10 protein-coding genes and 1 pseudogene are annotated in these 13276 nt (G+C 62.8%); 6 read left to right on the plus strand and 5 right to left on the minus strand.

The window, feature by feature from the left end:
* Nucleotides 1-9: 9 nt before the first annotated feature.
* Together CXR03_RS10100 and CXR03_RS10105 are read left to right on the plus strand one after the other, a co-directional pair.
* The gene (locus CXR03_RS10100) at nt 10-489 is read left to right on the plus strand and encodes a GNAT family N-acetyltransferase (RefSeq protein ID WP_104103664.1); all 480 of its coding nucleotides are present in this window, start codon (nt 10-12) and stop codon (nt 487-489) included.
* Nucleotides 486-1799: an alpha/beta fold hydrolase gene (locus CXR03_RS10105; RefSeq protein WP_104103665.1), complete on the plus strand. Its 1314-nt coding sequence runs from the start codon at nt 486-488 to the stop codon at nt 1797-1799. Before CXR03_RS10100 ends, CXR03_RS10105 begins: the two co-directional genes overlap by 4 nt.
* Nucleotides 1800-2157: 358 nt before the next feature.
* Here CXR03_RS10105 and CXR03_RS10110 read toward each other — a convergent pair.
* Nucleotides 2158-3126: pseudogene (locus CXR03_RS10110) on the minus strand (TerC family protein); the annotation flags it as partial.
* Nucleotides 3127-3376: 250 nt separating this feature from the next.
* On the opposite strand from CXR03_RS10110, the gene CXR03_RS10115 reads away from it, so the two are divergent.
* A complete protein-coding gene (locus CXR03_RS10115) occupies nt 3377-4492 on the plus strand; it encodes a polysaccharide pyruvyl transferase family protein (protein WP_104103667.1) in 1116 nt (371 codons plus the stop codon).
* Here the strand turns inward: CXR03_RS10115 and uvrB are convergent.
* Nucleotides 4489-6579, minus strand: coding sequence for an excinuclease ABC subunit UvrB (uvrB, locus tag CXR03_RS10120; protein WP_104103668.1), 2091 nt, complete (start codon nt 6577-6579; stop codon nt 4489-4491). The genes CXR03_RS10115 and uvrB overlap by 4 nt on opposite strands.
* A 90-nt stretch (nt 6580-6669) precedes the next feature.
* Complete coding sequence (gene coaE, locus CXR03_RS10125; protein ID WP_104103669.1) at nt 6670-7290, minus strand: dephospho-CoA kinase; 621 nt, start codon at nt 7288-7290, stop codon at nt 6670-6672.
* 93 nt (nt 7291-7383) lie between these two features.
* Between coaE and CXR03_RS10130 the strand changes: the two genes are divergently transcribed.
* Together CXR03_RS10130 and CXR03_RS10135 are read left to right on the plus strand one after the other, a co-directional pair.
* Nucleotides 7384-8061: a YigZ family protein gene (locus tag CXR03_RS10130; RefSeq protein ID WP_104103670.1), complete on the plus strand. Its 678-nt coding sequence runs from the start codon at nt 7384-7386 to the stop codon at nt 8059-8061.
* Entirely contained in the window at nt 8054-9247 is a 1194-nt protein-coding gene (locus CXR03_RS10135; protein ID WP_104103671.1) for a class I SAM-dependent methyltransferase, read from the plus strand. Before CXR03_RS10130 ends, CXR03_RS10135 begins: the two co-directional genes overlap by 8 nt.
* Nucleotides 9248-9317: 70 nt before the next feature.
* Here CXR03_RS10135 and CXR03_RS10140 read toward each other — a convergent pair whose 3' ends face one another.
* Complete coding sequence (locus CXR03_RS10140; RefSeq protein ID WP_104103672.1) at nt 9318-10601, minus strand: glycosyltransferase; 1284 nt, start codon at nt 10599-10601, stop codon at nt 9318-9320.
* A gap of 229 nt (nt 10602-10830) precedes the next feature.
* Between CXR03_RS10140 and CXR03_RS10145 the strand changes: the two genes are divergently transcribed.
* The gene (locus CXR03_RS10145; protein ID WP_181034549.1) at nt 10831-11466 is read left to right on the plus strand and encodes a hypothetical protein; all 636 of its coding nucleotides are present in this window, start codon (nt 10831-10833) and stop codon (nt 11464-11466) included.
* Nucleotides 11467-11539: 73 nt separating this feature from the next.
* Here CXR03_RS10145 and CXR03_RS10150 read toward each other — a convergent pair whose 3' ends face one another.
* Nucleotides 11540-12733, minus strand: a complete 1194-nt coding sequence (locus CXR03_RS10150; RefSeq protein WP_219816221.1) for an MFS transporter — start codon at nt 12731-12733, stop codon at nt 11540-11542.
* Nucleotides 12734-13276: the final 543 nt, after the last annotated feature.

The raw sequence follows: 13276 nt of genomic DNA on the forward strand, positions 1-13276 counted from the left end.
CTGGAGGGCATGCAGATCCGCCCCGCCCGCCCGGAAGATGTCCCGGTCATCCTTGAACTCATCCATGACCTGGCGATCTATGAAAAAGAGCCGCACGCCGTCAAGAACACTGTTCAGGCGCTGGAGCAGAACCTCTTCGGAGAGAACCCTGCCATTTTTTCCCATGTGGCAGTGGATTCCGGAGCTGTGCAGGGCTTTGCCCTGTGGTTCCTGAACTACTCCACCTGGGAGGGCGTGCACGGCATCTATCTGGAGGACCTGTATGTCCGGCCCGAGGCGCGGGGCAAGGGCATGGGAAAGGCTCTGCTGCGCACTCTGGCCGAAATCGCCGTCGAGCGCGGCTACGCCCGGGTGGAGTGGTGCGTGCTGAACTGGAACGAGCCGTCCATCCGCTTCTACAAGTCGCTCGGCGCGGTGCCACAGGATGAGTGGACCACGTTCCGGCTCACCGGTGACGCCCTGACCACGTTTGGCGGTGCTGCCGTATGAGCGTTCCCCACACGGCTTCGGCGCCCTACGGGGTACGCGGCATGCGCGTCACAGACCATCATTTCACCGTTCCGCTGGATCATTCGGCACCCGACGGCGAAACCATCACCGTCTTTGCCCGCGAATACTCCGACGCCGAACTGCCGCAGGCCGAGGCGGAGCAGCTGCCGTGGCTGCTGTACCTGCAGGGCGGCCCCGGCGGAAAGGGCTCCCGACTCCTGTCCTTCAGCGGCTGGACCAAAGCAGCGTCCAAGCACTTCCGCATCCTGATGCTGGACCAGCGCGGAACCGGCCTGTCCACTCCCGCCAACCGGCAGACCCTGACCCTGCGCGGGGATGCAGCCGCCCAGGCGGATTATCTGACGCATTTCCGGGCGGACTCGATCGTGGCCGACGCCGAACTGATCCGTGCAGCCCTGGGCTCGGGGCCCTGGACCACGTACGGGCAGAGCTATGGCGGCTTCTGCACGCTGACGTACCTGTCCTTTGCTCCGCACGGGCTGCGCGAGTCGCTGATCACCGGTGGCCTGGCTCCGTTGACCGGTCCTGCGGACCGTGTCTACCAGGCGACGTTTTCCCGTGTAGCGGCCCGCAACGCAGAGTATTTCGAGAAGTATCCGCAGGACCGTGGCATCACTACCCGGATCGCCCGCCATCTGGAGAACGTCCCGGAGTACCTGCCCTCGGGTGAGCGGTTAACCGTGCGGCGCTTCCAGATGATCGGCTCCTTCCTGGGCGGCAACACCCGGATGGACGGCCTGCACCTTCTGCTGCAGGAAGCCTTTGTGCCCACGCCCGACGGGGACCGCCTCTCGGATACATTCCTGGAGTCCGTCCACTCTCTGGTCAGCCGGTCCTCCAACCCGTTGTATGCGCTGATGCACGAATCCATCTACGGCCAGGGCGAAGCCACCGGCTGGGCCGCGGAGCGGGTATTGAAGGATTTCCCCGACTTCGAGCCGGACGCGGCAGAGCCCCTGTACACCGGCGAAATGGTCTACCCCTGGTATTTCGACGAAGATCCGGCCCTGGCGCCCATAAAGGAGCCTGCTGAGCTGCTGGCAGCCAAAGACAACTGGCCAGCACTGTATGACACGGCCCAGCTGGCCCGGAACACCGTGCCCGTGGCCGCCGCCGTCTATACGGATGACATCTATGTGGACCGGGACCTGTCCCTTGAGACTGCCGCTGCGGTGCGGGGTCTGCAGGTCTGGGAAAGCGCCGACTTCCACCACGACGGCATTGCCGACGACGGCGAGGGCATCTTCAACCGGCTCCTGGCCATGGTGCGGGACGAGCCGCTGCCGTAAGCAGCCGCAGGACCCGTAAGCAGCCGCAGGACCCGTAAGCAAAAGCGCCGCCCTCCTGAAGGAGGGCGGCGCTTGCTGTTGCTGCGTTCTGTGTGCTGCGGTGCCGCTACTGCTCGGTCTGGTCCTTCACCGGCGCAGGGTTCTGAAGCCGCGGATTGCTGGCACGGAATTCTTCCCTGTCCTGGTCCGTGATCTCCGGCATGTCGACGTCGTCGCGGTCTTTGGCGACGGTGGTGGCGGTGCGGTAGCTTTCGGCAACCTTGTCGTAGGCTTCCACGCGCTCTTCGTGCGGGGCGTCCTCCTCGAGGTTCCGGTACACCTTCAGTGCGTTCTGCAGGGAGGCAACCGCCTGAACGGCCTTCGCCTTGGGGCTGAGCAGCGATGCCACCGTCGCGATCACGATCGTGCCGAGGATGACTGCCAGGGACACGAACGTCGGGATCTCCGGAGCCCAGGCAACATGCTCGCCGCCGTTGATGAACGGCAGTTCATTGACGTGCAGCGCATGCAGGATCAGCTTGACGCCAATGAACGCCAGGATGACCGAGAGGCCGTGCTTGAGGTAGATCAGCCGGTCCATCAGGCCGCCCAGCAGGAAGTACAGCTGGCGCAGGCCCATCAGGGCGAAGATATTGGCGGTGAAGACAATGAAGGCGCTCTGCGTCAGGCCGAAGATGGCCGGAATGGAGTCCACGGCGAACATCAGGTCGGTGACGCCGATGGTGATGAAGACGATCAGCATCGGTGTGAAGACCTTCTTGCCGTCCACCACGGTGCGGATTTTGCCCTGGTCGAACTTGTCCGTCATGGGAAGGACGCGGCGCAGCTTGCCGATCAGCTTGTTGTCGCTGCCCTCTTCCTCGTCCTCACCGTTGTCGGTTGCCTGCTTGTAGGCGGTCCACAGCAGGAACGCGCCGAAGATGAAGAACACCCAGCTGAAGTTCTCGATGACGGCGGCACCGATGATGATGAAAATGCCGCGCAGGATCAGCGCAATGATGATGCCGAACATCAGCACTTCCTGCTGGTACTTACGAGGTACCGAGAAGCGGGCCATGATGATGATGAAAACAAACAGGTTGTCGATGCTCAGGCTATATTCAGTGACCCAGCCGGCAACGAACTGACTGCCGTACTCGGGTCCGGTGAACACGAACATGGCCCCGGCGAACAGCAGAGCGAGCCCAACGTAGAACCCGACCCACAGGCCGGCTTCTTTCATGGACGGCTCGTGGGGGCGCTTGACCACCAGCAGGAGGTCAAAGACCAGGACAAGTCCGAGGACGACAAAGGTGCCGACCTCAAAGACAACGGGTAACTCGGGCATTTGGAAAACCTTTCGGGCACGACACTAAACGCAGGTCTCTCCGGCATCCGCAGAAATCATCTGCTGCGAATGCCCGCTGCACCCGGCGGGACGACGACGCCCCGCGTGCTGACGGGTACAGCGACAAAGGATACTCCCCTGCGCCGCCCAAGAAGTCTACCGCAGCACCCGCCTGTTGCACCCGTTTGATAACCGGACTCAGCGGCGGGCAATCCGGCGTTCCCGGCCCAGGTGGCGCTACGTTGATGGCATGAGCACTGGGTCTGAACACTATTTGGTGGGCACCGCTGGAAACCCCAACTTCGGCGATGAGTTCATTACAGCCTCCTGGCTTCGGTTCCTGGCCGTGAACGCCCCCGACGCCGTTGTGTGGCTGGACTGCCCCCGACCGGGTGCGGCCTCCTTGCTGTTCGAAGGCCTGCACCCGGGGTTGCGTATCACCGACACCCTCTGGCGTGCTGTCCGCGACTCAGACGGACTTCCACCCGCCGAGGTAGGCCGGCGGGTCCGTCACCTGGTGCACTGCCTTGGTTCACCCAACTACGACATGGGACTGGTGAGGCTGCGGCAGGCAAGCTCCCTGCACCTGCTCGGCGGAGGTTATGTCAATGGCGTGTGGCCGCACCACGCAGCTCTGGTCAGCGGCATGAAAGCCGTTAAGGAACTGACGGGCGCCAGGCTGTACGCGACCGGGCAGGGCCTGATGCCTCTGATTGGCACCCCACAGGAAGCCGCCGGGCTTTTTCAAGGATTTGACCATGTAACGGTGCGCGACGCCGAAAGCGCGGAGGCCTATTCGCTGAACATCGGTCTCGATGATGCTTTCCTCGGTATACGTGCGGATGGCCAGCGGCCCGCCCGCAGTCCGGCAGCCACGAATGTCTGCATCCAAAGCGACATGATTGACGCCGGCCGGTTCGGCCAGATAGTGGCTGCCGTCCGCCTCCAGGTCCAGGCCGCCCTGTCCCAGGGCAGACAGGTCAACTACTTGGAGGCCATCCCGGGGGTTGACCGGCCCGCGTACGATCAGCTTTCCGATCTGATTGCCGAAGAGAATTTCTTTCCCTTCACACGGGTGTGGGAAGAAGGCATCCCGGCGGGACCGGACCAGTCGTGGCTCACCACCCGGTTTCACTTCCACCTGCTCGCATCGGCAGGTGGCTCTCCCGGGATCGCCTATGCCGCCCGCGAGGGATACTACGACGTGAAACACACGTCGCTGACCCGTTTGGGGAGCGGCTGGGCCCTTGACACCCCGGCTTCGCCGGCAGGCGCGGTTCCCCCGGGGAGCACGACTCTTCACACCAATCTGGACACTTTCACCGGGGTGAAGCTCGCTGAGGCGCGGCACCTCTATCCTTTTTAGGCGTGCCCGGCGTTCTGCATCTGGCGCAGCTCCTTCTTGAGGTCGCCCACTTCATCGCGAAGCCGTGCCGCCAGTTCAAACTGCAGTTCCGCTGCGGCGGCGTGCATCTGCTCGGTCATGGATGCGATCAGTCCGGCCAGATCCTCCGCGGGAGCAGCTGCCAAACCGTCCTTCCGGATTCCGCCCTTGCCCTTACCGGTGGTCTTGCGGTTCTTCTTGTCGGCTGCCTCAGCCAGCAGTGCCCTGGTGTCAGCGTCCTCGCGGGCCAGCGAGTCCGTAATGTCCGCGATCTTCTTGCGCAGCGGCTGGGGGTCCACCCCGTGGTCCTCGTTGTACTTCACCTGGATGGCACGGCGGCGGTTCGTTTCGTCGATGGCCTTCGCCATGGAATCGGTGATCCGGTCGGCGTACATGTGAACCTCACCGGAGACGTTGCGGGCGGCACGGCCGATGGTCTGGATGAGTGACGTGGAGGAACGCAGGAAGCCTTCCTTGTCGGCGTCGAGGATGGACACCAGCGACACTTCGGGAAGGTCCAAACCTTCACGGAGGAGGTTAATGCCCACAAGTACGTCGAAGGTCCCCATCCGCAGTTCACGCAACAGCTCCACGCGGCGCAGGGTATCGACGTCGGAGTGCAGGTATTCCACCTTGACCCCGTGCTCCATCAGATAACCCGTCAGGTCCTCGGCCATCCGCTTGGTCAGCGTGGTGACCAACACGCGCTCGTTGCGCTCAGTCCGGGTGCGGATCTCCCCCAGCAGATCATCAATCTGGCCCTTGCTGGGCTTCACGATGACCTGCGGATCCACCAGACCGGTGGGACGGATAATCTGCTCAACGAAACCATCCGACTTGGACAGCTCGTACTTGCCCGGCGTCGCGGACATGTAGACGGTCTGGCCGATGCGCTCCAGGAACTCATCCCATTTCAGCGGCCGGTTGTCCATGGCCGACGGCAGCCGGAAACCGTGGTCCACCAGGGTCCGCTTGCGGGACATGTCCCCTTCATACATGGCGCCGATCTGCGGAATGGTCACGTGGGACTCATCCACGACCAGCAGGAAGTCATCGGGGAAGTAATCCAGCAGGCAGTGCGGGGCGGTGCCGGGACCGCGGCCGTCAATATGCCTGGAGTAGTTCTCGATGCCGTTGCAGAAGCCCATCTGCTGCATCATTTCCAGATCGTAGGTGGTGCGCATCCGCAGCCGCTGTGCCTCGACCAGCTTGTTCTGCGACTCCAGTTCGGCCAGCCGCACCTGCAGCTCGTCCTCAATCTGGCGGATGGCCCGGTGCATCCGGTCCTCGCCGGCGACGTAGTGTGACGCCGGGAAAACGTACATTTCCGTTTCCTCACGAATGACGTCTCCCGTGAGCGGGTGGAGGGTGTAGATGTTCTCGATCTCGTCGCCGAAGAACTCGATCCGGAGCGCGTTTTCCTCGTACATCGGAATGATCTCGACGGTGTCGCCGCGGACCCGGAACGTGCCGCGGTGGAAGTCCATGTCGTTGCGGGCGTACTGCATATTGACGAACCGGCGCAGCAGGTCATCACGGTTCATCTGCTGGCCCTTGCGCAGCGTAACCATGGCTTCGATGTACTCTTCAGGGGTTCCCAGGCCGTAGATGCAGGACACGGTGGCCACCACAATGACGTCGCGGCGGGTCAGCAGGGCGTTGGTGGCGGAGTGCCGCAGCCGTTCCACTTCCTCGTTGATGGAGGAGTCCTTCTCGATGAAAGTGTCAGTCTGCGGAACGTAGGCTTCGGGCTGGTAGTAATCGTAGTAGGAGACGAAGTACTCCACCGCGTTGTTGGGCAGCAGTTCACGAAACTCGTTAGCCAGCTGCGCGGCGAGGGTCTTGTTCTGGACCATGATGAGCGTGGGCCGCTGGACCTGCTCCACCAGCCAGGCCGCCGTCGCACTCTTACCGGTACCGGTGGCACCGAGGAGGACCACATCCTTTTCGCCGGCCTTGATCCGCTCGGCGAGTTCCTTGATGGCGGTGGGCTGGTCGCCCGCGGGCGAGTAATCGCTGATTACTTCAAAGGGGGCAACGACTCTCTTGATGTCCTGCGCAAGACTCATGATTAAAAGCTACTCCGCACTGCGGTCAGGATGCGTCCGCAGTGCGTGCGGTCAGCTCAGGGCTGAACACCTCCGGGCAGCCGGAGAGCGTCAGCGCGCGGCCCGAAGCAGCTCGTCGTTCAGCGGCAGCAGCCGGGTCTCCCACAGCTGCCGCACCGCTTCAACGAGCTCATCAGCAGATCCCTCATTGACGAGCACGACGTCGGCCGCCGCGGCACGCTCTTGAGCTGAAGCCTGCGCAGCGATCCGCGCCCGCGCCGCTTCCTCGCTCATGCCGCGGTCCGCCGCCATCCGCCGGATCCGTTCCTCCTCCGGCGCGTCGATCACCAGCACAAAGTCGAAGCTTCGGTGCTGCCCGGTTTCCACCAGCAGCGGCATGTCGTGAACCACGATGGTTTCCGGCTCGGCTTCGCGTTCCAGCTCAGCTGCCCGCGCGCGCACCCGGGGGTGGACAATGCCGTTGAGGGTTTCCCGCCTGGCCTCATCACGAAAGACAACCGCCGCCAGCGCGGGCCGGTCCAGACGGCCTTCGCCGTCCAGGATGCCCGGCCCAAAGGCCTCGACGACGGCGGCGAGCCCCTCGGTGCCCGGCTCCACCACTTCGCGGGCCAGGGCATCGGCGTCGATGACCAGGGCACCAAGGTCGCGCAGCGTACGTGCGGCCAATGATTTTCCAGCGGCGATCCCGCCGGTCAGTCCTACTCTCAGCATGCGCCCAAGGCTACCGTGTCACAGCACCGGTCGCCGAAGGCCAGCGGATCTTGCTGCGCAGCGTTTGAACTGAACAGCGCCTAAACTGTTGGGGTGAGTGACATCGACGCGGCGGCGGGGCGCTACACCACCATCGCCGGGGAGCACCGCTCCGAACTCGAGATTAAGCGCTCACGTTTCATCACGGTGCTGCGTCGCACCGAAACCGAAGAGCAGGCCCGCGCGCTGGTCGCCGAGCTGCGCCGTGAGTTCCATGACGCCCGCCACCACTGCAGCGCCTTTGTGCTCGGGCCGGGACGTGAAGTTCAGCGTTCCAATGACGACGGCGAGCCCTCCGGCACCGCAGGCCTTCCCATGCTGGAAGCCCTGACGAAGCGGGAAACGTTTGGCGGCGCCACGGACCTCAGTGACATCACAGCGGTGACCGTCCGCTATTTCGGCGGAATCCTGCTGGGCGCCGGCGGCCTGGTGCGGGCCTATTCCGAGTCGGTGTCCTCGGCCGTGGCCACCGCACGGTTTGTCCGACGGCGCAGAATGCAGCTTTACGGCATCGCGGCCGGGCATTCCGCCGCCGGCCGGCTGGAAAATGACCTGCGCGCGGCAGGCGTGAGCGTCCTGGGCACGGATTACTCGGCTTCGGGAGCGCAGCTTCGGGTTGCACTGCCCGATACCGCCGATGCCCTGGCAACCTTCCATTCCCGGTTGGCCGCCATGACCGCCGGAGCCTCCGACCCGGTCCCCCTTGGAACGAAATGGATCGACCTTGACTGATGTAACCCCGGGGCCCGGCGGTCCCGCGGCTTTTGACTTTTCCCGCCTGAGCCGCCGCCCGGATATCGAAGCGGAAAACCTGCAGGCGTGGGACGCCGCCGACCGGCTCCTGCTTGACACGGCCTCCGCCGACCTCGCTGCCGCCGCGGCCGGCGGCCCGGAGCGGAACGGAAGCGGCGCCGTCGTCGTCATCGGTGATGCCTACGGCGCCCTGACACTTGGGGCGGCCGCCGGCCACGGGCTGGGCGGCCTTCGCGTGCACCAGGATCCGCTGAGCGGCGAGCTTGCGCTGGACCGCAATGCCCGGCAGCTAGGACTGCAGGGCACCTACCGCCATCATGCGCTGGATCCGGCACTGGTTGACGGCGCGCGGCTGGTGCTGCTGCGCCTGCCGCGCTCGCTGGATGCACTGGAGGAGATCGCCGGGCTAATCGCTGCCCACGCCTCCCCCGGGGTGAAGGTGTATGCGGGCGGCCGGATCAAGCACATGTCCACCGCCATGAACGATGTGCTGGCACGCTACTTCGGATCGGTGACGGCGGGGCTTGGCCGGCAGAAGTCGCGGATCCTGACCGCCGAATCTCCCCTGCCGCCGGAAGCTCGTCCCGCGGCACGCTTCCCCGTGTCCCAGCGCCATGAAGTGGGCCTGGCCTCGCCGTTGGAGCTGTGGGCGCACGGGGCCGCGTTCGCGGGACCCGCCCTGGACATCGGCACTCGTTTCCTGCTGCCCCTGCTCACCGGTGCCCGTTCGGCGGAGCATGCTGTCGACCTGGGCTGCGGCACCGGTGCCATCGCCGCGTACCTGGCCCTGACCCGTCCAATGCTGCAGGTCACCGCCACAGACCAGTCAGCTGCCGCAGTGTCATCGGCACAGCTCACCGCCGCCGCAAACGGCGTCGGTGACCGGGTGACGGTGCGCCGCGGCGACGCCCTTGCCGGATTTCCGGACGCGTCCGAGGACCTGGTGGTGCTGAACCCGCCTTTCCACATTGGCGCCAGCGTCCATGCCGGGATTGCCCTCAAGCTCTTTGCCGACGCCGGACGGGTTCTGCGGCCCGGCGGTGAGCTGTGGACCGTCTGGAACAGCCACCTCATGTACAAGCCGGCCCTGAACCGGCTGGTCGGCCCCACCCGGGAAGTCGCCCGGAACCCCAAGTTTACGGTGACGGTCAGTACGCGCCGCTGAGGATGATTGGGCGGCCGGACGAATCCGGAGGAGCCGACACCTCCTGTTGCGCCATCCGCACTCGCCGGCCTTAACCTGCGCTGACGTTCTTGACCTCCGCATGAGTTTCCAAATACCCCTCTATAGCCTCGACGGCGCGTATAGCCTCGACGGCGCGGGCAGGGCCATCGAGCTCGCGCATTCGCACTCCCAGTTCTTGTGCTCGGTTTCGAAGAGGTTTGCTGGTCAGCAGCTCGTCCAGGATGTCTCTAACACGGCCTTTGCGAACATCGGCTTCGGTGAAGCGCAGGGCGTTGCCGTACCGGACGCATTCATCAATGTTCCAGCGTTGCTCGGCTTGCATTGCGGTCCCCGCGAAGGGGACGCCCGAAAGGCACGCGGCCTGAACCGTTCCCTCTCCACCATGCGTGATCGAAGCGTCAATCCGGCCGGCCAGTAGATGAGCCGGGACAGTGGACTCGAGATGGATGTTTGCGCCCAACGATCTCCGATCATCGTTCGAGAGACCGACGCCACCGGCAACCAGTACTTCTACGGGAGCTGATGAAAGCTGCCGCAGGACCGAAGCCAAGATCCGGGGTGATCCGGAGGATCCCATGGCAACGTATACGAGGGGCCGCGATGATGATCTTTCGTGTGCCACGGCTGGTAGTTCAACAGCTGGACGCGAAAAGATCGGGCCGACAAGGACATCACCATCAGTAGTTGGGTCCTCCCGCAGCGCGGGAAACAGTGAGGCGATCAGGTTCACGTCTGCGGAGAATGCATCGCCCGTCCGGCGCGGAAGTTCCAGTCCAAATTCGCGGGCTATCCGGGAGAATGCTCGTGGTTTCCAAGTGCTTACCCGGGCGAGCATTCGAAGGGCCCGCGGGGCCCTCCCCGTACCAGTGGCAGTACCTACGGACAGATGCGTGTTGGAGAAGGCATAGGGGCGTATGTAGAAAAGCGGTACACCGGCAATCCGGGCAGCGAGGAACATGGTCGGGTTAGAGCCTATGACGACGGCGTCAGCGCCGAACTGTCGGATCGCCGCAATCTCGGACAGGACCCGTCGACGAATCAGATCGCGGGTGAAGGGATGCCGAATCCCCCGTCCCTGGTCGAGTGCCATGACCTGATCAGCTTCGCGATCCGACATGATCGGCCGGGTGAGGCGGACCGGTTGTCCAGCATCTTCAATCGTCGAGAGGTAACGCCGCGAGTAGATGTGGAATCTTGTGTCATGACCACGCATGTTCGCCTCGGCAGCCACCTCGATCCCGCGCGTTGTCTCACCAAGGTTATAGCTCTCGGGGGAAAACAGCAGGCGCAGGCTCGCCACGCCAACGGGCGGCCCAGGTGTTGCGGGTGTCATCCGATACTCACGATGAGACGTCCCGAGTGATTTTGTCCGTCAGACCGTGGATTTATTGTCCTGGTTCTCATACTTATCCCACCCTTTCAATGGCCTTGATTCTATTCAGGACAACTGCCTGCATCACCGGCCGGCCCGGGTATGGCTGATTTATCGAATTGACATCCATACGCGCTGGCCAAGAATTCTCAGGCCGATAGGGTGTGCCCATGACTTCCAGGTTTCCGCCGTGACTGTGCCACAAAAAACGGGTACAACGATCTCCAGCACCCGAACTCATCCGTCTCGGACGAAGCTCGTTCTGGTCTCTGCAATATGGCTCGGCCTTTGGTATCTCACGCCAGGGCTTCTTGCCAACGGTGCCGGCAAGCTATTCACCACAGATCCGGACGTGTCCATACTCATTGAGACGATCCTCGCGCTCATCATCGTCATCGTCCTGCTGCTCGCACATCCCCGGTACAACCGGGACCTCTTTGCACGCTCATGGTCGAGGTGGCTGTACGCGCTGCCGCTCGGGCTGGCCTTCACGGTGCCGTTTCGCTACGAGCTGGAGGCACCAGCGGCGTTGTACATGTTCTGGATGACTGTCCCCGTGGTCTGGCAGAACTACCTCACCTTCGGGCTGCTGCAGTGCTACTTGCGGGAACGGCTGCCGCCATGGGGCGTGCTCGTCGCCAGTGCGGTCATGTTCTGGCTTGGCCACGCAGTGTTCCTTCCGCAAAGCTTCGCGCCCGTTAACGTCCTACCGAGCCTGTCGATCCTTGCCCTCGGATTCGTCCTCGCTTCGCTACGCCTGGCGTTGAAAACTCTTCATCTGAATCTCACCCTCCATCTTTCCTTTTACTTCTTTCTGGTCGCATAAGAGATGAGGCCGGGAGCTCGGTGGCACGACAATCAATTCTGCGTTTGCGGAACACCACCGGCGTCCACAGCACTCATCTCGGACCGCAACAGGAGTGGACGGGAATGAGACCAAGGACAGCAACAGCTGCGGCGACCCCTATCACCCACTGGACACCCACGATGTCAGCCAGAGCACCACTGCCCAGCATTGTGGCTAAAGAAACACCCGAGTAGATGGCTCCACTCGTACCAATAACACGACCTCTCATAGCTAACGGCGCCGTCAACAATAGCCAGGTCTGGCTCCCCACCCAGGACACCGTGAAAGGCAGCCCGGATAGAAAAAATACAATGAGGGCCATCTCGAAGGAGGGCCAGATCACCAGAACGACGATCAGGCTTTGAGCCACGGCTGCTCCGGCGACAACCGGCAGGTGATAGCCAAGCCGCTTGATGACTGTTCCCATCAGCGGACCTGCCAAGACGGCCGAAACAGCGAACGCACTGCTGGCCAGTCCCATTTCACTGGCAGTGGCGCCCACTACCCCCAACATTAGGACGGGAAACAGAGCGGTGAGCGGTCCCTCTTTGACGGCGTCAAGGATTTGGAGAAGAACTAAACCCCACACCCGGGGATTCCGACGGAACAATTTTAGGTAGGTGCCGACAGGCTTCATACCCCTGGGCGCTACGCCGTCGGACACCTCGTTATCATCCCGCGGCGGCTTCGGACGGTACCAGCGACCCAGAGTAAAGCTCAAGATAGCCGAACATGTCATGAAGACAGTCACGCCGAGTGCGGTCCCGCTAAACCCTGTGAGAACCATAATGAAGCCACCAAGCGCCGGAGCAACAAGCCGAGTAGCATTCGATGCAAACGAATTGAGGCCATTGGCCTGAGGAAGGTTATCAGCCGACACAAAATCAGCGATCAGTACCTGTTCTGCTGGTCGATAAATTTGTTGGATGACGGCTTGCAGGAAGACCAGAAATGCCAATCCGGCCGGCGCTTCAGCAACCACGAACAAACCCATCAAAACGACGACCCGCAACGCTAGGGTGAGTTGCACCACCCGAAGCGGATTCCAGCGATCCGCCACCGTTCCGGCCACAGGGCCAAAGACAAGTCCTGCCATCGCAGGAGTGGCGGCGAACACGGCGGTCCACAGGGCTGACCCGGTCAGCTGATAGATATGAACGCTGAGGGCAATTCCCATCGACCAACCCACCATGGAGGAAGCGAAGTTGATCGCCCACAGCACTGAAAAACCGGGGTTTTCTCGCAAAAATCTCATATGAGGCCACCCGATTCAAAGCTTCAGCATTTCCGTGAACACTTCGTAATCTATATCTTCCCCGATGGAGTCCACGTGATTACTTCAGCAGGGACCAATACAGCGCCACGGCTTTGGCCCCTGGCAATCCTTCGACGGCAACCTCGGCCTCTTTCATCCGCAATGGATACGAAACCATTCAGACCCCCGGTGCCCGCGAGTACCGGTGAAGTCAGACTGGCAAGGTGCCGCGTCCTTCGCCACCACTGACTGGACTCTAGGTTAAGGAAACCCAGACGCCGCCAGGCAGCGAACCGGGAACGGTTACGGCGCCCCTGGAATCATCCGCAGCGTTGATCTGCCCACTCGCCCGCAGCCCCCTGAAAAAAACTCAGAGAGCGCTCTCTTGACAGTGATCCATATCACTCCTAGAGTAAAGCGAACGTCAAGAGAGCGCTCTCTCAGCCAAATGTGATGGCCCGGAGCGCAGAACTCTGTTCCAGCCTTTTATGCCTTCTCCATCCCGCTTCCGTTGATCAAGCCTGCCCAGATAAG

It is taken from the genome of Arthrobacter sp. 08Y14, assembly GCF_002929455.1.
Taxonomy (GTDB): domain Bacteria; phylum Actinomycetota; class Actinomycetes; order Actinomycetales; family Micrococcaceae; genus Arthrobacter_B; species Arthrobacter_B sunyaminii.